Origin of the sequence: Serratia sp. CY27727 (genome assembly GCF_052169275.1) — a bacterium.
Taxonomy (GTDB): domain Bacteria; phylum Pseudomonadota; class Gammaproteobacteria; order Enterobacterales; family Enterobacteriaceae; genus Serratia; species Serratia sarumanii.
Genome location: NZ_JBJNLB010000008.1, coordinates 134,176 through 155,552, shown reverse-complemented (window position 1 = coordinate 155,552; position 21,377 = coordinate 134,176). Strand labels below are relative to the sequence as shown.

The 21,377-nt window shown below is 60.7% G+C and carries 15 protein-coding genes; 3 read left to right on the top strand and 12 right to left on the bottom strand.

Annotated features, from left to right (window positions below; genetic code table 11):
- Positions 1–3: 3 nt before the first annotated feature.
- From recD to rppH, 12 genes are all read right to left on the bottom strand, one after another.
- The gene (gene recD / locus ACJ8HB_RS18790; RefSeq protein WP_094860059.1) at positions 4–1,854 is read right to left on the bottom strand and encodes an exodeoxyribonuclease V subunit alpha; all 1,851 of its coding nucleotides are present in this window, start codon (positions 1,852–1,854) and stop codon (positions 4–6) included.
- The gene (recB, locus tag ACJ8HB_RS18785) at positions 1,851–5,402 is read right to left on the bottom strand and encodes an exodeoxyribonuclease V subunit beta (RefSeq protein WP_094860058.1); all 3,552 of its coding nucleotides are present in this window, start codon (positions 5,400–5,402) and stop codon (positions 1,851–1,853) included. Before recB ends, recD begins: the two co-directional genes overlap by 4 nt.
- Positions 5,399–8,287, bottom strand: a complete 2,889-nt coding sequence (ptrA, locus tag ACJ8HB_RS18780; protein WP_094860066.1) for a pitrilysin — start codon at positions 8,285–8,287, stop codon at positions 5,399–5,401. The genes recB and ptrA overlap by 4 nt, the downstream gene beginning before the upstream one ends.
- 231 nt (positions 8,288–8,518) lie before the next feature.
- Entirely contained in the window at positions 8,519–11,890 is a 3,372-nt protein-coding gene (recC, locus tag ACJ8HB_RS18775) for an exodeoxyribonuclease V subunit gamma (protein WP_094860057.1), read from the bottom strand.
- A gap of 32 nt (positions 11,891–11,922) precedes the next feature.
- Positions 11,923–12,279 (bottom strand): prepilin-type N-terminal cleavage/methylation domain-containing protein, encoded by a 357-nt coding sequence (locus tag ACJ8HB_RS18770; RefSeq protein ID WP_033649504.1) that lies wholly within the window; start codon positions 12,277–12,279, stop codon positions 11,923–11,925.
- Complete coding sequence (locus tag ACJ8HB_RS18765; RefSeq protein WP_033649503.1) at positions 12,269–12,715, bottom strand: YgdB family protein; 447 nt, start codon at positions 12,713–12,715, stop codon at positions 12,269–12,271. Before ACJ8HB_RS18765 ends, ACJ8HB_RS18770 begins: the two co-directional genes overlap by 11 nt.
- Entirely contained in the window at positions 12,712–13,290 is a 579-nt protein-coding gene (locus ACJ8HB_RS18760) for a prepilin peptidase-dependent protein (protein WP_033654109.1), read from the bottom strand. Before ACJ8HB_RS18760 ends, ACJ8HB_RS18765 begins: the two co-directional genes overlap by 4 nt.
- Complete coding sequence (locus ACJ8HB_RS18755) at positions 13,284–13,787, bottom strand: prepilin peptidase-dependent protein (RefSeq protein WP_033654108.1); 504 nt, start codon at positions 13,785–13,787, stop codon at positions 13,284–13,286. The genes ACJ8HB_RS18760 and ACJ8HB_RS18755 overlap by 7 nt, the downstream gene beginning before the upstream one ends.
- Before the next feature lie 174 nt (positions 13,788–13,961).
- The gene (thyA, locus tag ACJ8HB_RS18750) at positions 13,962–14,756 is read right to left on the bottom strand and encodes a thymidylate synthase (RefSeq protein ID WP_047570709.1); all 795 of its coding nucleotides are present in this window, start codon (positions 14,754–14,756) and stop codon (positions 13,962–13,964) included.
- A gap of 7 nt (positions 14,757–14,763) precedes the next feature.
- Complete coding sequence (lgt, locus tag ACJ8HB_RS18745) at positions 14,764–15,636, bottom strand: prolipoprotein diacylglyceryl transferase (protein WP_033635761.1); 873 nt, start codon at positions 15,634–15,636, stop codon at positions 14,764–14,766.
- Between the two features lie 222 nt (positions 15,637–15,858).
- The gene (gene ptsP / locus ACJ8HB_RS18740) at positions 15,859–18,105 is read right to left on the bottom strand and encodes a phosphoenolpyruvate--protein phosphotransferase (protein WP_033649500.1); all 2,247 of its coding nucleotides are present in this window, start codon (positions 18,103–18,105) and stop codon (positions 15,859–15,861) included.
- Between the two features lie 12 nt (positions 18,106–18,117).
- Complete coding sequence (gene rppH, locus ACJ8HB_RS18735) at positions 18,118–18,645, bottom strand: RNA pyrophosphohydrolase (RefSeq protein ID WP_004931849.1); 528 nt, start codon at positions 18,643–18,645, stop codon at positions 18,118–18,120.
- A gap of 696 nt (positions 18,646–19,341) precedes the next feature.
- Here rppH and mutH point away from each other — a divergent pair.
- From mutH to ACJ8HB_RS18720, 3 genes are all read left to right on the top strand, one after another.
- A complete protein-coding gene (mutH, locus tag ACJ8HB_RS18730; RefSeq protein ID WP_033635764.1) occupies positions 19,342–20,028 on the top strand; it encodes a DNA mismatch repair endonuclease MutH in 687 nt (228 codons plus the stop codon).
- Positions 20,029–20,131: 103 nt separating this feature from the next.
- Positions 20,132–20,848 (top strand): TerC family protein, encoded by a 717-nt coding sequence (locus ACJ8HB_RS18725; protein WP_033635765.1) that lies wholly within the window; start codon positions 20,132–20,134, stop codon positions 20,846–20,848.
- Between the two features lie 159 nt (positions 20,849–21,007).
- Entirely contained in the window at positions 21,008–21,226 is a 219-nt protein-coding gene (locus ACJ8HB_RS18720; protein ID WP_033635766.1) for a YgdI/YgdR family lipoprotein, read from the top strand.
- Positions 21,227–21,377: the final 151 nt, after the last annotated feature.

The window sequence follows — 21,377 nt, the reverse complement described above, 5'->3', positions numbered from 1 at the left end:
CGCTTATTCCGCCGCCTGCAGCCGTTCAGCCAATCCGCTGCGGCGCTGGGTCGGCGTGCGAATGGCCCGCAGCAGCACCGCCTCCGTAGCGTACAGCGAAAGCAGCTTACGCGCGCGAGTGATCGCGGTATAGACCAGCTCACGCGTCAGCACCGGCAGAAAGTGATTCGGCAACACCAGCACCGTATGGTCAAACTCCGATCCCTGAGATTTGTGCACCGTCATCGCATAAGCGGTTTCATGCGCCGGCAAACGGCTTGGCTGTACCGACTTGATGCTGCCGTCGGGCAGTTGGAAATGCACGCGCAGATCGCCGTGCTCATCCGGCAGCGTAATGCCGATATCCCCATTGAACAGCCCCAGCGCGCTGTCGTTGCGGCCGATCATCACCGGCCGCCCCCGGTACCAGCGGCCAAGCACGCCCGGCTTGCGGTCAATTAAACCGGCGCGCTGCAGCCCGAGCTCAATGCGCTCGTTCAGGCCGGCGACGCCGAACGGCCCTTCACGCAGCGCGCACAGCACCTGGAAACGGCCAAAGGCCGCCAGCACCGTCGCCGCGTCCGCCCCTTCTGCGGTCAGCCGCAAATAGTCGCGGTAGCCCGCCACGCAGGCATCCAACAGCGCCTGATACTCTTCGCTCGTCGCCAGCGCATAGCCCGCAACATCACCGAAACTGCCGTTTAATGCCGCCAGCGCGCGATCCCCCGCTCCGGCGTTGACCGCCAACGCCAGCTGACCGATGCCGGAACGGGCGTCGAAGCGATAGCTCTTGCGCAGCAGGCACAGGCTATCGCGCACCGCCGCTTCCGCGTCGGCCTGCTGGCCCGTGAGCGAACAACCGGTCAGGCGGCTCAGCTCAGCGGCGCGCGCATCGCTGTATCCCTGCTCGGCAAAACGGCAAATATCGCCCAGCACCGCGCCGGCCTCCACCGAAGCCAGCTGATCGCGATCGCCGAGGAAAATCACCCGCGCCCGATCGGGCAGCGCGGCAATCAGGCGCGCCATCATCGGCAGATCGACCATCGAGGCCTCATCCACCACCAGCACATCCAAATGCAGCCGGTTGCCACGGTGATAACGCATTCGCTGACTGTTCGGTTGCGCCCCCAACAGACGGTGTAACGTCGCCGCCTCCGTCGGGAACAGCGCCTGCTGCGCCGGGGTCAACGCCAGCTGGCGGCTGGCGCTGCCAAGCGACTCCGTCAGGCGCGCCGCCGCCTTGCCGGTCGGCGCCGCCAGCTGAATGCGCAAGCGCGCGCTTTCATCCAGTTGCACCAGCGCCGCCAACAGTTTGGCGACGGTGGTGGTTTTACCGGTGCCCGGCCCGCCGGAAATGACCGCAATGCGCCGCGTGGCGGCCACCGCGGCGGCGATTTTCTGCCAGTCGGGCTCGTCGCTCGCGGCGCCGAACAAGCGGTCGAGAATGGTGCGCAGCTCAGCCTCCGGCACCGCCAGCAACTCGCCTTCACCGCCGATAAACGCCGCCACTTCACCTTCGTTTTGCCACATGCGCTGCAGATACAGGCGCGGCCCGCGCAGCACCAGCGGCGTAGCGCCGCTGCCGTCCCCAACCGCCGCGCTGGCCGCCAAACGCTGCTGCCAACGCGCGCTATCCGGTCGCCCGGCCGCCTCCCACACCGCCAGCGCCAACGCCGGCTGGCGCCCTTCAAACAGCGTGTCCGCCTGCAGCTGCTCCAGCATCAGGCAGACGTGACCGGCTCCCGCTTCTGCGCTCAGGCAGGCGGCTGCCAGCAAAATATCGGGCTCGTCTTCGTTCGCCACCACGCGGGCGAACTGCACGTCCAGCGGGCGCAGCACGCCAAGCGCCACCGCCTGCTCCAGCAGTGCGATCATGATCCTTCCTCCGTCGCCGCAGCTTCGCCGCTGAACAAGCGATCCATCCCCTCCACCAGCTCAAGCTCGGGGAGACAGGTGAAAATGCCGTTACCCGGGTGCGCCGCATCCACGCCGCGCAGGAACAGATACATCACCCCGCCAAAATGGCGCCGATAATCGTAATCCGGCAACCGATGACGCAGATAACGATGCAGCGCCAGCGTATACAGCTGGTATTGCAGATCGTAACGATGCTCCGCCATCGCCTGCTCCATCGCCGGCCGGGTATAGGCGCTACTGTCTTCCCCCAGCCAGTTGGACTTGTAGTCCAGCAGGTAGTATTTGCCTTGCCAGCAGAACACCAGGTCGATAAAACCTTTCAGCATGCCCTGCACCTGATAGAAATCCAACGCCGGGCAGCGGGCGGAAAGCGGATCGTAACGCTTCACCAGGGCATCGAGCGCCTTCGCCTGCAACAACCGGTTAATCGGCAAATAGAACTGCAGCTCGGCCTGCTTGTGCTGCGGCGTCAGCGCCGACAACGTCACGCCGCTGTCGTCGAGCGGCGTATTGAGCAACACCTGCATCCACGCCAGCAGAATCGGCTGCCAGTGCTCAGCGAAGCCTTGCTGTTGCAGCTGTTCCTGCAGCCACTGTTCGTCCAGCGGCTGGGTGAAGTCCAGCGTTTCAAACAGGCTGTGCAGGAAGGTGCCGGGCGTTGCGCCGCGCGGGAAGGTATGCGGTGTGAGCGCTGGCTCACTCTCCTCACCCCGCTCGCCCGCGGCGTCGACATCCAGACGCGGCAGCAGATCCTGCATCAGGCTCGAACCGTGCTGTTGCAAACCGGTATAGCTGGTCACCCGCCAAAAATCCTGGATCCGTCGGGTAAAGTTTTTCGCCGCCAGCGTAGCGGCCAGCGATGCCTGGGGCTGCCAGGGCGCCTCGTCCGGCGGTTCCACCAGCGACAGCGCGATGCCGCCGCCCGCCAATTGCTGCAGGCGCTCCTGCAGATACGCGGCGTCGCCGGCCTGCCCGCCCTGCACCAGATAACCCAATGCGCTGCGGTGCAGATCGGTATCGCCCTGTTTCTTGCGCGTGCCCTGGAACAGCGGCGCGATGCCGATGCTGCAGTGGTACACCGAGCGGGTCAGCGCCACGTACAACAGGCGCAGGTCTTCCGCCAACCGCTCCTCCTCCGCCCAGGCCTGGCTCTCTTCATTGGCATCGAGATCCAGCAACGCCTGGAAGCTATGGCGATCGTGATACAGCGCTTGCTGCTGCTGGCGGAAATTGCCGACGAACGGCAGCCACACCAGATCGAACTCCAGCCCCTTGGATTTATGAATCGTGATCACCTGCACCAGATGCCGGTCGCTCTCCAGCCGCAGTTGCTGATTATCGGACTGGCGATTAGGCTGGGCGATCTGCTGTGCCAGCCAGCGCACCAGTGCATGTTCGCTGTCGAGTTGCGCCGCCGCCTCTTGCAACAGCTCCCCCAGATGCAGCACGTCGGTCAAGCGACGCTCGCCGCCAGCGCTGGCCAGCAGGTTCTCCGCCAGCTGGCGCGCTTTCATCACCTCGCTCAGCATCGGCAACACGCCGCGGCGCAGCCAGAGCGTGCGGTAATTGTCGAACTCGTTAACCAGCTCGTCCCAGGCGCGTTCATCGCGGCTCAGGCCGTCCAGCGTCGGCGCGTCCAGCCCCATCAGCCCGGTGGCCATGGCGCTGCGCAGCGTGCGCTCCTGCTCCGGCGCCAACACCGCCTGCAGCAACCACAGCAGGTCTTTGGCCTCCGGGGTGTCGAACACGCTGTCGCGGTTGGACAGGTAGACCGACGGAATGGACAGCGCGCTCAGCGCATCGCGCACCAGCGCCGCCTCATTGCGGCTGCGCACCAGCACCGTGATATCGGAGGCTTGCACCGGCCTTGGCTCCTTGCCGCCCTGCAGCCACGCCTGGCCCTGCTGCCCGGCGCTGAGCCAGTCGCGAATTTGCGTGGCGCACAGGCGCGCCATCAGCTGTTGGTAATCACTTACACCGGCGCCTTCCCCCTGCTGCAGCCAGAACTGCATCGCCGGTTGCGGCTTGCCGTGCAGGTCAAACGCCAGCCCTTGGTTCTTTTCCGCCGCGCTGACCTCGATAAAGGGGATTTGGCCGAACAGGAAAGGTTTTTCTACCTGAGAAAACAGGTGATTAACGCTGGCGACCATCGACGGCGACGAGCGCCAGTTGGTCTCCAGCGTATAGTGGGCGCTCACCTCTGAGCGCGCCCGCATGTAGGTAAAGATATCGGCACCGCGGAAGGCGTAAATCGCCTGCTTGGGATCGCCTATCAACAGCAGGCCGCAATCGGGCCGGCCGACGTAAAGCTTTTGGAAAATGCGATATTGCTGCGGATCGGTATCCTGAAATTCATCGATCATCGCCACCGGGTAACGCTGGCGGATCGCCTGCGCCAGCTGTTCGCCGCCGCCGCTTTGCAAGGCGCCGTCCAAACGGCTAAGCAGGTCGTCAAACCCCAGCTCGGCGCGCTGGCGCTTTTCTTGTTGAATGGAAGTGCGGATCTCGCTGAGCGCGCGCGCCATGATCAGGTCGCGCAGCGTCAAGGGTTCATCGAACAGCTCGTCGATCGCCGTGAACAGCGCATGCCGCGGCGGCTCGCCTTTCTTGGTCTTCTCCAGCAGCACCGACTGGCGAAATTTATCCAGTTCCTTCGGCAACTGGTAGTCCTGGGTCTCCTGCCCGCTCCATTCGCCGACCTTGTTCAGCCAGTTCGGCAGGTGTTTACTGCTGTAGCTGCGTTTATCGACGCCGGACTGGGCGATCAACGCCTCCAGCTCGCCCGCCACCGCACGCCATTGCGCCTTGATGGCATCGATGCGCGCGACGATCTGCTCGTGGCGCATCAGAACGGTTTCTTCCTCTTTCGGCGGCCGGCGCAGCGCCGGCGCCTCACCGTGCAGATAGCCGGAGAGATCGGCCAGCAACGCTTCCGGGCCGCTCCACTCCTGGCTGACCGCACGCGCCACGCCCAGCGGCAACGGATAGCAGTGGCGACGCCAGAAATCGGCACAGGCCTGCCGCCGCAGCGGCAACTCGTCCTGCACCAGCGTTTGTTCAAACAGCATGCCGGATTCGAAGGCGTTGTGCGTCAGCATTCGTTGGCAAAAGCCGTGAATGGTGTAGATCGCCGCTTCGTCCATTTGCCGCTCCGCCGCCAGCAACTGCGAGGCGGCGTCGGTCAAATCGTCAATTTCAGCCATCAGCGCCGAAAACAGCGGGTTGGCGCTGACGCCCCGCACGCAGGCGATGCGCAGCCCGTGGATATTGTCGCGGATACGCCCGCGCAGCTCCTCGGTGGCGGCCTCGGTAAAGGTCACCACCAGGATTTCTTCGACCGTCAGCGGCCGGGGAAACGCCGCTTCACCGCCCAGCCCCAGCAGCAAACGCAGGTACAGCGCGCCGATGGTAAAGGTTTTGCCTGTGCCCGCCGACGCCTCGATCAGGCGTTCGCCGAACAGCGGCAGCGTCAGCGGCTCCAGCCTCTGCGGGGCAGTTTCCGTCATGGCGTCGCCACTTTGCGCGGCAGGATCTGCTGCAATGCAGACGCGTTCGGATAGGTGACCCAGCCCTTAGGCGCCGCGTAATCCGCCTTGTCTTGCCCGCTGCCGCTCACCTGCGACAGCACAGCCAGCCCCTGTGGCTGGATCACCGCCTGGTGGAAATAATTCGCCAGTTTGGCCGGCGTCAGCTGTTGCACCTGCGCGATCAGCTTCTGACGAGTATCGAAGGCGAAATTGCCGCGATCGAAATCGTTGGCGAACCGGCTGGCCTCTTCGCTCAGGGTTTGCGGCCGCTGCTTCAGCTCATTGATGAGCGCCTGTTTGTACTGCTCAAAGTCCGCTTCGCTCATGTCGCGCAAACGTTTCTCGGTTTTCGGGTAGAAATCCTGATAGCGCTGGTACAGGTATGCCGGCTGCTTGCTGTTGCTCTGCAACAGGAAGCCCACGCCCCATTGGCGCCCCACCGACATTGGGAAGGCGAAGACCGCATACCCCAATTGCTCCTGAGTGCGCAGCTGGCTATAGAACCACGGCTGAATAATCTGCCCCAGCAATGAGCTGTAGGCCATGCCGGCCACTTCGTCGTAACCGGTCGGCACATAGACCGCCGCCAGCGCCGAATCGGTGCTGCTGCCCACCTGTTGCAGATTGGCCAGATGATTTTTGTCCACCACCACGTCTTCGCCGTGCCACCATTCGATGCCGGTACAGCCCAGGCGATGTTTCAGCGTCGACGCCAGCGTGTCGACCTGCTGCTTGCTCATGTTGCCCACCACCAGCAGCTCCGGCGTGGCCTCGGCCAGCAGGCTGTCGCGATAGGCCAGCACGTCTTTCAGCGTCAGCGTCTTCAGCACTTCGCGGCGTTCGCTGCGTTCGGAATACGGCACGCGGGAAACCATCTGCACCGGCTGAATGGCCAATTCAAACGCCTTGCCCTTCTCGGCGGCGTCCAACTGCTCCAGATACCAGGACTTGGCCTGCGCCAGCTGATCTTCCGTCGGCGTGAAGCTGGAATAGCCTTCGATCAGCGCCGTCAGCAACTGCGGCAGGCGCTGGGTAAAGCCGTTGGCGTTAAACATCAGGCCGTTGTTCGGCGAGGTCGAGAAGCTCAACCCGCCAACCGATGCCTGATAGCTCAGCTGATCCAGCGCGAGGCCGGCCAGATAATCCGTCAGCGAGAACAGCACCTGGTTGCGCGCGGAATCCATGGTCTTGGCGTTGCGGAAAGCGACGGTGACGTCGGCCTTCGGCTCATCGGCGAAGTAACGGCTCGGCATGTACAGCACGCGCAGGCCGGGGTTATCCACCACCATTTCCGGCTTTTTGAACTCGTGCGACGGCTTGGTCAGGGTAAAGTCATCCGGGATGTACGGATTGAGCGTCGGTAACGACAGGGAAATCCCACTCCCTAACTGCTGCCACTGCGTAAAGCGCTGCGGCGTGATTTTGTCGACCTGGTAAGGCGCGTTGACGAAATAGGCCGTCTTGTTGTGCGGCTCATCCGGGCTGACGAACCAGATGCGGGCGTTTTGCGTCGTCATGGCGTCCAGGCGTTCGGCGATCGCCTTCGGATCATAGCGATCGGCCAGGTAAGGCGCGTCCAGCGCATGTTCAACCGGCACGCGCAGCATGGTGTCCACCAGCCATTCGATGTAGTCCATGTCGCGCGTGATCGACGGATAACGGAAATCCAGGTTGAGAACATGCGAGATTTCGTCGAAGTAACTTTGCTTGATGCCTTCGCTGCGCAGCATTTTCAGGTAGTTGAAAATGGCGGCGACGACCTCGTCGCGCTTGGCCAGGCCTTTGTCGGTCAGTGAAACGCTGATGGCGAAGACGCCGCCGTTGCGATCCACCATCGGATCGGCGCCGGCATTGATGGCGTCCGCCAGCCCCTGCTTCTGCAACCAGTCAGACAGGGTGTTCTTGCTGCGGTTGCCGATCAGGTAGCTGATGTAGGTATCGGTTTTGCTGCGAAACGCGGCGCTGTTGTTATCGATGCGAAACTCGACCTTCAACTGTTTGCGCGGCTGTGCCGGCACATAGTGAATGATGATGCCCTGCTGTTCCGGCGTCACGGCCGGCACGGTGATCGGCGGCACGGTGGCGTCGTGATTCGGCACGCGGCCAAAGGTTTTCGCCGCAATATCAGCCAGCTGCGGCAGCGGCTGATTGCCGTACAAAACGCCCATCATCAAATTGGCGGAATAGTAGCGCTTATAGAAGCCGGTCAGCTCATCGTGCAGCTTGCTGTCCGGCTTGTCTTTCAGCGTATCGAGATTGCCGCCGGAGAAGCGCGCGCTCGGGTGCGCCGGGTTAAGGGTTTCCGCGCCCACCTGCGCCATACGCATACCGTCGCGCGAACGCGCCATCGTCAACTCGGCGTTAACCGCGTTGCGCTCACGGTCGGCATTGCCCGGATCCAGCAGCGGCTCGGCAATGGCGTCGGCCATGCGATCGACCGCCGGCTCCAGCGCGTCATTTTCCACTTCCAGATAGAAGGCGGTGCGATAAGAAGCCGTGCTGGCGTTGTGGCTGCCGCCATGCTTTTTCAGGAACTCGGACAGGTTTTCCGGCTCTGGATAGCGCTTGGAGCCCATCAGCACCATATGTTCCAGATAGTGCGCCAAACCCAGTTGGCTGTTCGGATCTTCAAGCGAGCCGACCGGCAATGCCAGCGCCGCCAGCGATTTCGGCGCCTGGGCATCTGACACCAGCAACACCGTCATGCCGTTAGTCAATTTGATCGCCTCATACTGACGCGGATCGTGTTCGCTTTTGTTGATCTTCTCCGCCAGCGGTTGCCATCCTTGCGCGGCCCAACTCAACGGCGCCCAACACATAGCCAATAATACCAGCCCGGTGATACGGGCCAACTGTCTGCGCATATCCAAAATAAACCCCTATTCTGACGTCGCTGCGCCCACTCCCTGACGGTGGCGACGTTCATCAAAACCACATAACCAAATCTGTACTCACCGGATTCTTCGCCAATATGGCGACCCGAACTCGGCGGGTATATTCCTGTACGTTATGTAAGACCGGGAATTACCCCAATGGTTGAATATAACCTTCGTTATTTTTACCACCTCCCGCCGCACAGCACCACCGGGGGATTGTTATCCCAGGTTATACCGCGCCACCGGCAGCAGATAACGTTCTGTTTCGGCCAGTATTTGCGCTAAGTATTCATTATCCATTTGGCGGAACACTCGCTGCACGTAGGGATCTTCCCCTTCTCCGGGAATGCGCTGATCGCCCTGCCAGGCTTGCAGCAATTTGGCGCGCGCCTTGATTTGCGCGTCTTCCTCCCAGTCGATTTGCTGCGTTTCCGGTAGATAACACTGACTCAGCCACGCCCAGCCGCTCTTGTTCAGCAACAGCAGCGGCTGACTCAGACCGCGCTGATAGCCCGTCAGCAGTTCCGCCAGCTGCGCCTGTGCCTCTTCAGGCGCCAGCGCGGCAAAGCGCCAGGCGGAGTTCTTGCGGCCATACATGCGGCTCTCGCCGGTGCCGCCGGCGCAGCAGTACACCAGGTGCTCCAGCCACAGCAATATGCCATCCACCGCCGACAGCGTCGCGGGCCGCCAGCGCAACAGGCCGTCATCCTGCACCTGATGCAGCCAGCCGCTGAGGCGCACGCCGGCGATATCGATATCCAACTCCAGGCTATGGCTCTCTGCGCGTTCCGCACGCACCTGCTCGGCCAGTTCGCTCATCTCTTCCTGCTGCTTTTGCCAATAAATTTCGCCGAAGGCGCCATAGGGCAAGCCGCCGGCGGCGCGCACCCGCTGGAACAGCCGTTCGGGATCGTCACCGTCGATCAGCGTATTCAGCAGCTGGCTGTTGAACTGGTAGCGGCTGAGGTTATCCAGCGTGAAGGGCTCTTCGTCCGGCAGCTCGGTCTCTTCCAGGATAAAACTGACGCCCAGCCGCAGTTGGAAAAACGCGCGAATCGGATGGCGGTAAAACCGCAGCAGTTCATCCAGCGATATTTGCTGCAGCGCTTCGGCGGGCAGCGGCTGGTTGAACGCCGGATGCGCCGCACCGCGCCCATCGGCGGCAGGCAGCCACTCGGCGGCATAGCTTTGCTCCTCCGAGCCCGGCAAGAAGTTCTCGGCGGCGAACGGCATGCGCGCGTGCCACTTCAGCAAGTGCTCACCAACCCGCCGGGCGCTGTCGTCTGCGCTAAGCTCTTCATCTCCCGGCAGGCAATAGCTTTGTTCCAGGTACTCCAGCAGCTCGGTGACCAGTACCGAAGGGTAGCGCGGGCTGTTGTCCTGAATGGAACGGCCGATGAAGCTGATATACAGCCGCTGTTGCGCGGACAAAATCGCTTCCAGGAACAGATAACGGTCGTCATCGCGCCGGCTGCGGTCGCCGCGTTTGACCTGCTGCGCCATCAGATCGAAACCCAGCGGCGGCAGCGTGCGCGGATACACGCCGTCATTCATGCCCAGCAGGCACACCACCTTGAACGGAATAGAACGCATCGGCATCAGCGTACAGAAGTTGATTTGCCCGGCGAGGAAGCGCTGGCTGATGCGCTCCTGATCGAGACGCGCCGCCAGATCGTCCCGCAGAATGGTCAACGGCACCTCATCGGGATAGCGCGCCGCCAGGCCAAAATTGATGGCCTGCTGCCACTGCTGTTCGATCAGCGCCAGCACCACCTCGGTGTCGCTGTCCGCAGCGAAGAAAGCATCCAGCAGTTGCCGGCAGAGCGGCAGCCACGCCTCGAGCGGGCGCGCTTCGCTCAAGATTTGCCGCCAGTGGCTGAGCTGCGCCAGCAGGTCTGCCAGCTGCCCCGCCAGTTCGGCGACCAATCCGCTCGATTCGTCGTAAGGCAAAATGCCCTGCCAATCGCCGGCATTGCTGTCCATCGCGTAGCCAAGCAACATGCGCGTGATGCCAAAGCGCCAGGTATGTTGGCCGGTAGCGGGCAGATCCAGTTCGCGCACGTTATCGTCGTCCAGGCCCCAGCGCACGCCGGATTCACCGACCCAATGGCGCAGCAGGCGCAGCCCCTCTTCGCCAATGGCGAAACGGGCGGCCAGGGCCGGCACCTCAAGCAGCGCCAGCACCTGTTCCGAGGTAAAACGGCTTTGCGGCAGATCGAGCAGTGAAATGAACGCCTGCAGCGCAGGATGCGCCTGGCGCGCTTTACGGTCGGAAATGGCGAACGGCAGGTAGCGCTCGGCAGGGGCATTGCCGAACACTGCCTGAATATAAGGCGTGTAGCTGTCGATATCCGCCACCATCACGATGATGTCGCGCGGCGTCAACGACGGATCCTGCGCCAGCATGGTCAGCAGTTGATCGTGCAGCACCTCCACTTCCCGCTGCGGGCTGTGGCAGGCATGCAGGCTGAGGGAACGGTCGTTCTCATCCAGCGGACGTTTGCTGAAGCTGCTTTCCAGCGTTTCCGTGGTAATACCGATCACCGCATGGTCTTCCAGCTCCAGCATGTCGCGCTGAACGGCGTGCAGCATGGTATCGGCCGGGATATCGACAAAGGCGTCAACCTCTTGCGCACCTTCCATCTGCGACAGCAGATAGAGGTGATCGCGCCCCAGCTTGCCCCAAGAGGCCAGCAGCGGGTTGCTGAGCTGCTGCTGGCCTTCGGCGTCAAACAGGCGCGCCGCGTCATCCGGCTGGCGGAACAGCCCGTGCTCGCGTGCCTGATGGTAGTGACGGCGCTTGCGGCTCTGCAAGCGGGCCAAGAAAGCGTAATCCTGAATATCGCCCCAATAGTAGCGACAGGGGTTGGTGAACATCAGGTGGATATCGATATGCCGACCCAGCGCCTGCAGCGCCTCCAGATAGACCGGCGGCAACGCCGAGATACCGCAGATAAACACCCGCGGCGGCAAACCGGGCGGGCAGGTTTTTGCCTGCTCCAGCGCGTGGATAAATCGGCTGTACAGATTGGCGCGGTGCCATTCCGGCTGCCCCAGCTCGCGCGTGTACTCCACCAGCCGCGCCCAGAGCGGCGCCTGCCATTGCTGAGCCTCCGCCAGGCCGTCGATGCGCTCACCGCGCTGCCAGCTCTCCAGCCACTGCGGGCGATAAACCAAATATTGGTCGAACAGGTCGGCGACCCGGCCGGCCAACTGGTGAATCTTGCGCTTGTCACCGTCATCGGTCAGATAGTGCTGCAGTGGCGCAAACGCCGGCTGAGTCAGCATCTCCGGCAGCAACCACATCAGCTTCCAGGTCATGGCGTCCTTGCTGAAGGCGCTCTCTTTCGGGATATCCGGCAACACCCGGGTGAACATGTCCCAAATAAAGGTCGCCGGCAGCGGAAACGCAATATTGGCGGCGATGCCGAACTGTTCCGCCAACTGCATCTGCAGCCATTGCGCCATACCAGGGCTCTGCACCAGCACCACTTCCGGTTGAAAAGGATCGGCCAACGGATCTCTGGCTATCAGCGCGCTGGTCAGCGTTTTCAACAAATCCAGCTGATTGGAATGATAAACCGTGAACATCAAGGCTCCTTTAAAACAAAAGACATACCGGCTTAAAAGCGGGTGCAATACCAGCGACTCAGCGTCGCCCACTGCCGCTGCGGCGTTTGGACTCTAACCGTCAATCGGCGGCAATCACTCTCCGCATCGTCAAGCGCCGTCTCGCGTCGCCAACCTTCCGGCGGCGATTCGGCCTCGAGCCGCCCGGTGACGGCGAACGCTTCTAACTGCTGATGCGCCAGCGCCCAGGCTTGCCGGTAGTGCCACTGGCGCTGAAACGACTGCAACAGCACCTGATGATACTGTAACAAGCCAAGCAGCGACACCGAGAACAGCAAGGCCGCCACCAACACTTCCGGCAGGCTGAAGCCGTTGCGGGATAGCCGCCCTGCCCGAGCGTTAGCCGTCACAGTCGGTCAGCCTTTTCTCTGGGCAAAAATCCAGCCGACCGCCCGGCTGAGCTTGCACCTTGCCAGCGGTCTCTGCGCCGTTAAAGGTGCCCCACTGATACAGCCAAAGCGGTTCACCGCCGCGCATCTCACCAAGGCCGCGTATCGTCACAACGCCCGCTCTGGCAGACAGCCGGGCGCAGGCCGTCAGTTCCGCGCGCTGCCTGCATAACCAGGCCGCCGCACTCAGCTCGGCGCGTGGCCAGCGCTGGCTCATGCCCCAACTCAGCGCCGAAGCGGCCTGATTATAAGCCTGAAGGTAACGCTGCTGATCGGCGGCCAGTAACAGCGCGTTATCCAACTGCCGATGCTGAGCGTTAAGCAACATCAGCCCCAGCGCCAACAGCAACATCACCGCCGCCAGAGTGCTACCGCCCCGCTGGGTTCGCCAATTCATGGCAGCGCCGCCATTTCGACGCTCGCACTCAGGCTGCGCCTGATACGCGTATCGCTGGCGGAGCGCCCCGCCAGCGTCAGGCGAGCCAAGGTCGCGCCGTGATCGCCCCGCTCGATCGCCACATGAAACCGCTCAATGCGCACTTCGTCATGATCGAGCAACCGCTCCCAGCCACCGCCATCGCATTGGCTCACGCCGCGCTGCCCTTCCAAGCCGCCATTGCGCAGCCGATAACCGAAATAGCCCGCATTCTCGCCCGAAGCGAGCCATTGCCCGCTGCGAGCGATGTCGTAGGCAACGATAACGCAGCTGCCCGCCGCTTCTCCCGATGCCTGACCGATCAGCAACGGACGGCCGGCGCACTGCCCGGCGCAAAAACCGGCGCGGCGCAGATCTTTCTCAATGCCGAACGCCAGTTGCCGCAGCGTTGACTCCAGCCGAAAGTGCTGGCTGACGACCACGCTTTGCTGGCGCAACAACGGATAGGTTTTCGCCGCGCCGAGCGCGATCACGCTGCCGAAGACCAACGCCAACATCACCTCCGGCAAGGTAAAACCGCGTTCTAAAGTCAACATAGCGCAATGCCCCTGACCCGCTGCCCTTCGCTGCACAAACGCAGCCGCCCACGGGCGGACAGCACCAGCCGCAGGCTGCCTGCGTCGTTGCTGAGAAGGATGTGCCCCGCCTGCGCAGTATTGCGCAAACCGTAAAACCCAATCTCTTTGCCGGTGTAGCCACTCAAAGCGACGTCGTGATAAGACGGCGAGAAAACGGCGCCTTCGGCGGAAGCGCAATCCGTCGGCGGCACGCCACCGCCCAGACACCAGGGCGTGCCGTTCTTGAACCACAGCAGCGTCGCGCGGTTACGCCAGTTGGCGTCCGCCTGCAATCGCAGCAAAAACGCCAGCAGCTGCTGAGCCGTGTGTTCCAGCCGCAGCGCTTGCTGATGATAACGCCATTGCCCGACGCCCCAGCCGGTGAGCATGCCGGCGATCATTATCGCCGCCAACAGCTCAATCAGCGTCATGCCACGCTGGCGATCATCGATGTTCGAGAGAGTATTGTCTTTCATGCCGCCAGTGTAAGGATCGCCACAACGCGGTAAAGCCGCATGCGTAATCGCTGCGGCAAGCTGCGCAATGTTTTATTTACGACGGCAGAGGAGGGCAAAAAAATGCGGCGCGGTGCGCAATGCGGATAAAAAAAGGGGCGCAATCGCTGCACCCCTGGTGTGATGCGGTTAAGGTTAGATCGCGACCGGCGCCTTGATGGCCGGATGCGGATCGTAACCTTCGATCTCGAAGTCTTCGAAACGGTAATCGAACAGCGAAGCCGGCTTGCGTTTGATCACCAGTTTCGGCAACGGACGCGGTTCACGCGTCAGCTGCAGCTGAGTCTGTTCCATGTGGTTGCTGTACAGGTGGGTATCGCCGCCGGTCCAGACGAAATCGCCCACTTCCAGATCGCACTGCTGCGCCATCATATGCACCAGCAGCGCGTAGCTGGCGATGTTGAACGGCAGGCCGAGGAACACGTCGCAGGAACGCTGGTACAGCTGGCAAGAGAGCTTGCCGTCCGCGACGTAGAACTGGAAGAACGCGTGGCACGGCGCCAACGCCATCTGATCCAGCTCGCCGACGTTCCAGGCGGAAACGATGATGCGGCGCGAATCCGGATCCTGCTTCAGCTGTTGGAGCACGTTGCTCAGCTGATCGATCTGACGGCCGTCCGCCGCGCCCCAGGCGCGCCACTGTTTGCCGTACACCGGGCCGAGATCGCCGTTTTCATCGGCCCACTCGTCCCAAATGGTGACTTTGTTGTCACGCAGGTAGGCGATGTTAGTATCGCCGTTCAGGAACCACAACAGCTCATGAATGATCGAACGAAGATGACATTTCTTGGTGGTCACCAACGGGAAACCTTCCTGCAAGTTGAAACGCATCTGATGGCCGAAAATCGACAGCGTGCCAGTGCCGGTACGGTCGGCTTTAGGGGTGCCCTCGGTGAGCACCTTGTTCATCAAATCCAGATACTGTTTCATTTGTCCCTCACGACATTTGTTGCTGCGGGCGACGACGGTACGCCCAAATCATCATAATAATACCGGCCACCACCATCGGGATGGACAGGATCTGCCCCATGCTGATCACGCCGTCGAACAGGCCGAGCTGGGCATCCGGCTGGCGGAACGCTTCAACGATGATGCGGAATGCGCCATAACCGATCAGGAACAGGCCCGAGACGGCGCCCATCGGCCGCGGCTTGCGAATAAACAGGTTCAGAATGATAAACAGCACCACGCCTTCCAGCAGCAGTTCATACAGCTGCGACGGGTGGCGCGGCAGTACGCCGTACTGATTCAATAACGGCAGCAAAGAAGGATCGGTGGCGGCGAGGGCCACGTCTTCGCTGCGCGAACTTGGGAACAGCATCGCCCAAGGGGTATCGGTGGTCACGCGGCCCCACAGTTCACCGTTGATGAAGTTGCCGAGGCGGCCGGCGCCCAGGCCGAATGGGATCAATGGCGCGATAAAATCGGAAACCTGGAAGAAGGTGCGTTTGGTGCGGCGAGCGAACCAGAACATCACCAGAATCACCCCCATCAAGCCGCCGTGGAACGACATGCCGCCATCCCAGACCTTGAACAGATAGAGCGGGTTATCCAGGAACAGCGGCAGGTTATAGAACAGCACATAGCCTACGCGGCCGCCGACGAATACGCCCAGGAAACCGGCGTAGAGCAGGTTTTCAACTTCGTCTTTGGTCCAGCCGCTGCCCGGCTTGTTGGCGCGGCGCACCGCCAGCCACATGGCAAAAACGAAGCCGACCAGGTACATCAGGCCGTACCAATGCAGAGAAACCGGGCCAATGGAGAAAATGACCGGATCAAATTTAGGAAACGCCAGATAGCTATTGCTCATCTATCACCACAACATGTCTGTTATTTTTCCCCATGCGGGGGCGGCAGGTGCCAAGCGGCGGCGGAGATTGTCCCGCGTCTTGCAAGCAGCAGCATTGGCCGCTGCGGTGTGCAAGGCGACGAGCCTGCGCCGCACTGAGGTTGCGCATCATAACATAGGCTTAGCGCGGTCCGGTCCGGCAGGCCGGGAAAAGTTCTGTAAAAAAATCACAACGCGCGGCGGCTACCGGCCCCCGCGGATCAATCCGCCCATGCCGCGTCGCTCCATAAACGCCGCCACCAAATGGCGCACTTCGGTGGTCATCTGGGTGTTCAACACCCGCTGCGCCAACATTTCGGCGTCGGCAAGGTCGATATGCCGCAGCAGGTATTTGATGCGCGCCACGCTGCGGCCGTTCATGCTCAGATTGCGATAGCCCATGCCCACCAGCAACAGCGCGCCCATGGGATCGCCGGCCAGTTCACCGCACAGGCTAAGCTGCAACCCGGCCGCGTTCCCCTGCTCGGCGATCAATTTCAGCACCTGCAGCATCGCAGGATGCAAACTGTCATACAGCGAGGCGACCCGGGTATTGTTGCGATCTACCGCCAACAGGTACTGGGTCAAATCATTGGTGCCGACCGAGATGAAATCAACGCGCCCGGCCAGATGCGGGATCAGGAAAATCATCGACGGCACTTCCAGCATCACGCCGATTTTCGGTTTCGGGATCGCATAGCCGAGCACCTCTTCCACCTCGCGCCCGGCGCGGTCAATCAGGCGTTTGGCCTCGTCGACCTCTTCCAGGCTGGTGATCATCGGCAACAAAATACCCAGATTGCCGGTGCCGGCGTTGGCGCGCAGCATCGCGCGCACCTGAATCAAAAAGATCTCCGGCTGATCCAGGGTGATGCGGATGCCGCGCCAGCCCAGGCAGGGGTTCTCTTCGCTGATCGGCATATAAGGCAGTTGCTTGTCGGCGCCGATATCCAGAGTGCGCAGCGTAACCGGCTTGCTCGGGTAAAGCTGCAGCATGCCCTGGTACTGCGCGACCTGTTCCTCTTCGGAGGGGAAGCCGCTTTGCAACATGAACGGGATTTCGGTGCGGTATAACCCCACGCCATCTACCCGGCCGCCCAACAGCTGTTCATGTTCCGGGCTGAGGCCGGCATTCAGCATCACCTGAATGCGCTCGCCGCTTTTCAACTGCGCCGGCTGCTCGACGTCGTCTTCCGCCAGCTTGCTCAGTTCCAGCTCTTCGCTGATCAGCCGTTGATATTCCTGCACCAGCACCGGTTCAGGATCGACCAGCAGTTCACCGCGATAACCGTCGACGATCAGCAGCCGCTGGCTGAGCAGAGAAGGCTGGATGTCGGCGCCCATCACCGTCGGCACCCCCATCGCCCGCACCAGAATCGCCGCATGCGAGTTGGCGGCACCGTCGCGCACCACCACGCCGACCAGGCGATCCTGCGGCACTTCGGCCAGCAATGTCGCGGTCAGCTCATCCGCCACCAGCACAAAACGCGCCGGCCACTGGGTAGCGCCCTGAGTGGTGTCGTCGAGGTGGAACAGCAGACGCTGGCCCAGCGCGCGCAGATCGCTGCCGCGCTCGCGCATGTAGGTGTCCTGCAGTTTGGCGAACTGCTCGGCAAAAGTCTCTATCACCTGTTTCACCGCCCACTCCGCCACCGAACCGTTGTCGATTTCGGCGAACAGTTCGCGCTTGAGACGGGCGTCGTTTAACAGGTGAGAGTAAAGATCGAAGATCGCCGCGCTCTCTTTTTGCGAGCTGGCGGCAAAACGCTTGCTGAAGCGGCGAAACTCCGCGCCGGCCTCTTCCAGCGCCAGCGTCAGGCGCTCGCGCTCGCTGGCGGTGTCCAGCGTCGAAGCGCGGTAAACCTGATCGAGCGAAGGCTGGCTGCTGTCCTGCCACCCTTCCGCCACCGCCACGCCAGGCGAGGCCGCCAGCGCGCGCACGCGCGTTTGGCGATACTGGCCGAAAATGGCGTTGAGCTGCGACTGTGACAGGATCCCGGCCATCTGCGTGGCCAGGGTGACCATGAAAGACTCTTCGCTTTCGTCGAACTGGCGCAGCTCGCGCTGCTGCACCACCAACACACCCAGCAGCTGGCGCCGATGAATGATCGGCACCCCGAGGAAGGATCGGAAACGATCCTCTTTCACCTGCGGGACGTATTTGAAACTGGGGTGGCTTTGGGCATCGGCCAGGTTGATAGGCTCGGCTCTGCGGCCGACCAACCCGACGACGCCCTCGTCAAACGCCAATGCGATAGTGCGCCCGCGCGGCTTTTTCAGCCCGCGCGTGGCCATCAGGTAGTAGCAGCGGCGATCGTTGTCCGCCAAATAGATGGAACACACTTCGGTGTCCATCGCCAGACAGGTTTCATTGACCAGCAGATCCAGCGCATCCGTCAGACTGGCCGCCGCAGCCACCTTCTCTACAATTTCTCGCAAGCGCGTGAGCATAGTCGGCTTAACTTAACCTCTCTTTCGGCGATAAGCAGGAGCCTGCCGCGGCGCCGCCTGCTCTTGCATCGGCATCACGGTCACGGCGAATTCTTTCATCACCCGGCGGTAGACGTCGCGTTTGAACGACACCACCTGGCGTACCGGATACCAGAAGCTCACCCAGCGCCAACCGTCGAACTCCGGCGTGCTGCTGCGCTGCATATTGATATCAGCGTCATTGCACAGTAGCTGCAACAAAAACCATTTTTGCTTTTGGCCGATACAAACCGGCTTTGTGTCCCAACGCACCAAACGTTTCGGCAATTTATAGCGCAACCAGTTGCGGGTCGAAGCCAGGATGCGCACATCCTTTTTACTCAGCCCCACTTCTTCGAACAGCTCACGGTACATCGCCTGCTCCGCAGTTTCGCCAGGGTTAATCCCACCTTGGGGAAACTGCCAGGAGTGCTGACCGTAACGGCGGGCCCATAAGACCTGCCCCTGACGATTACAGATTACGATACCAACATTCGGGCGGTAGCCATCATCATCGATCACCGGACTACCTCGATAAGCTTAAATTCGCATAGATGTCCTGATTGTTTCACACAAGCTACAGGCGGTAAACCACTGCTTTACGGCGCTGCGGGCCGAATAACATTGGGATAACTCACAGATATAGGCAAAGTTATGAACATACCCTAGCCTTTCAGACCGGTTTTATTCACTTTTTCTGTGGATAGGTGTGTGCAGAACTCGAGGAATAAGCCGGTAAAACTCTTAACCCCTAAAATCCCCCCTCAACACTAAAAACGAATATTTATTTTAAAAACATACAATTATGTATTAACGCATCGTTATATACAGGGCAAAAATGTGATCTGTGCACGGTAAGGATCTTACCCTGGCGAAAGATCCACCAACGTCGTTTTTATCCACAGATTATCCGGGCAAGTTACGCACAAAACGGACAAATTCGTAAAAAACCGCCCGAGTCAAGGCTGTAAATTGAACCAGTGATCGGCAAAAATTTGGGTTATCCCAAAAATCTGTGGATAAATAGGTGTAAGATCCTGTTTATTGTCGGTGGCTTCAGGTGAACAAGCCCCGCCAGTGCATTGTCCACCACGCCAAGAAAGGAAAAAAGTCATGTAAAATCATGCTACTATTATTCTTTTCCCCAAGCGATGGCGGTTATCGCTCACCGTGCATAATTGCAGTACATTTTTCAACCAAATTAGACAGGCTTGATTTATGGCGTTTTTATCCCCTTTGCCGCCCCCGCCGGAAAATGAACGGCAGCTGTTCGAGCGCGCTCAGGCGCTGGCCGGCGCCAGCTTTGGCGAACTGGCCGCTCGCGCGCAGCTGCCGATCCCCAAGGATCTGAAACGCGATAAAGGTTGGGTAGGCATGCTGCTGGAGCTGTATCTCGGCGCCATGGCCGGCAGCAAACCGGAGCAGGACTTTCCCGAGCTGGGCATCGAGCTGAAAACCATTCCTGTCGACGCCGCCGGCAAACCGCTGGAAACCACTTTTGTCTGCGTCGCTCCGCTCACCGGCAACAGCGGCGTCACCTGGGCCAACAGCCACGTTCGCTACAAGCTGGCGCGCGTGTTGTGGATACCGGTAGAAGGCGAACGCCAGATCCCGCTGGCCGAACGCCGCGTCGGTTCGCCGCTGCTGTGGAGCCCAAGCGCGGCAGAAGACGAAATGCTGCGCCGCGACTGGGAAGAATTGATGGATCTGATCGTGCTCGGCCACGTAGAGCGCATCACCGCACGCCACGGCGAAGTGCTGCAGCTGCGCCCCAAAGCGGCTAACAGCAAGGCGCTCACCGAAGCCATCGGCGAACAAGGGCAACCGATCATGACGCTGCCGCGCGGCTTCTATCTGAAAAAGAGTTTTACCGGCGCGCTGCTGGCAAGACATTTCTCAATCTAAGCGATTTCGTTTAACTCTGGTTTAGCTGCCCCTATCAGCGCCATGATAAACGCGTATAATTCACGCTTTGCATTTATTAAGTATTAATAAGGTGTGTCGAGCAATGTTCGAATGGATTATGGATCCCAATGCCTGGTTAGCGTTAGGCACGCTAACCATTCTTGAGATCGTACTGGGTATTGATAACATCATTTTTCTGTCGCTGGTGGTGGCCAAGCTGCCCAAAGCGCAACAGAACAAAGCTCGCCGGATCGGGCTGGCCGCTGCCATGCTTATGCGCCTGGCGCTGCTGGCTTCCATCGCCTGGGTGATTCGCCTGACCCATCCGCTGTTTACCGTGATGGAGCACAGCGTATCCGCTCGCGATCTGATCCTGCTGCTGGGCGGGCTGTTCCTGATCTGGAAAGCCAGCAAAGAGATCCACGAAACCATCGAAGGGTCGGAAGAAGAGCACCACACCAAGGTGCACAGCTTCTTCGGCGCGATCGTGCAGATCATGCTGTTGGATATTATCTTCAGCCTGGATTCGGTGATTACCGCCGTGGGCCTTTCCGACCATCTGTTCATCATGATGGCGGCAGTGGTGATCGCCGTCGGCGTGATGATGTTCGCTGCCCGACCGATCGGCGAATTCGTCAACCGCCATCCGTCGGTGAAAATGCTGGCGCTGGCGTTCCTGATCCTGGTGGGCTTCACGCTGATGCTGGAAAGCTTCCAGGTGCACGTGCCGAAAGGCTACATCTACTTCGCCATGTTCTTCTCGATGTCGGTAGAAGCGCTCAATCTGATGCGCAGCAAAAAAAATCGCGCGCCGGAATAACGCTATCTATATGAAAGCCGCCATTGGCGGCTTTCATCACTTCGTTGACCTCTCATTTCACTTTTTCTTATCAGATAAAGACTTATCTGAGACGCGCTTCGCCGAGAGTTTGCTAATCTTGAAAGAACATTATTTTCTGCATAATCGAGGATCCGCAGGATGAAAAAGTGGGTAATGGCAGTGTCTGCGCTGGTGATGGTGGCTGGCCTGGCGGGTTGTTCCAGCGACTACGTGATGGCGACCAAAGACGGCAACATGATCCTGACGCAAGGCAAACCGGAGATCGATGAAGATACCGGCCTCATCAGCTATAAAGACGAGAAAGGCAACCAGCGCCAGATCAACGGCGATCAAGTTTCTCAGGTTATCGAACGTTAATCACCGCTCGCCGGCTATCGCCCGTTCAAACGCGGTAGCCCCCATTCGCGTCCGCACGGAATCCGCTTCCCCCATCTTCACCGCTTGGTTATAGTCAGGAAAGGCGACATCGCCGCCCGACGGACTCTGCGCCGTCTTCTGACATTGGGCT

What these genes read in the sequence shown, in the direction of transcription:
- recD (WP_094860059.1), bottom strand. Translation starts at nt 1,854, where the DNA reads ATGATCGCACTGCTGGAGCAGGCGGTGGCGCTTGGCGTGCTGCGCCCG.
- recB (WP_094860058.1), bottom strand. Translation starts at nt 5,402, where the DNA reads ATGACGGAAACTGCCCCGCAGAGGCTGGAGCCGCTGACGCTGCCGCTG.
- ptrA (WP_094860066.1), bottom strand. Translation starts at nt 8,287, where the DNA reads ATGCGCAGACAGTTGGCCCGTATCACCGGGCTGGTATTATTGGCTATG.
- recC (WP_094860057.1), bottom strand. Translation starts at nt 11,890, where the DNA reads ATGTTCACGGTTTATCATTCCAATCAGCTGGATTTGTTGAAAACGCTG.
- ACJ8HB_RS18765 (WP_033649503.1), bottom strand. Translation starts at nt 12,715, where the DNA reads ATGAATTGGCGAACCCAGCGGGGCGGTAGCACTCTGGCGGCGGTGATG.
- ACJ8HB_RS18760 (WP_033654109.1), bottom strand. Translation starts at nt 13,290, where the DNA reads ATGTTGACTTTAGAACGCGGTTTTACCTTGCCGGAGGTGATGTTGGCG.
- ACJ8HB_RS18755 (WP_033654108.1), bottom strand. Translation starts at nt 13,787, where the DNA reads ATGAAAGACAATACTCTCTCGAACATCGATGATCGCCAGCGTGGCATG.
- thyA (WP_047570709.1), bottom strand. Translation starts at nt 14,756, where the DNA reads ATGAAACAGTATCTGGATTTGATGAACAAGGTGCTCACCGAGGGCACC.
- lgt (WP_033635761.1), bottom strand. Translation starts at nt 15,636, where the DNA reads ATGAGCAATAGCTATCTGGCGTTTCCTAAATTTGATCCGGTCATTTTC.
- ptsP (WP_033649500.1), bottom strand. Translation starts at nt 18,105, where the DNA reads ATGCTCACGCGCTTGCGAGAAATTGTAGAGAAGGTGGCTGCGGCGGCC.
- mutH (WP_033635764.1), top strand. Translation starts at nt 19,342, where the DNA reads ATGGCGTTTTTATCCCCTTTGCCGCCCCCGCCGGAAAATGAACGGCAG.
- ACJ8HB_RS18725 (WP_033635765.1), top strand. Translation starts at nt 20,132, where the DNA reads ATGTTCGAATGGATTATGGATCCCAATGCCTGGTTAGCGTTAGGCACG.
- ACJ8HB_RS18720 (WP_033635766.1), top strand. Translation starts at nt 21,008, where the DNA reads ATGAAAAAGTGGGTAATGGCAGTGTCTGCGCTGGTGATGGTGGCTGGC.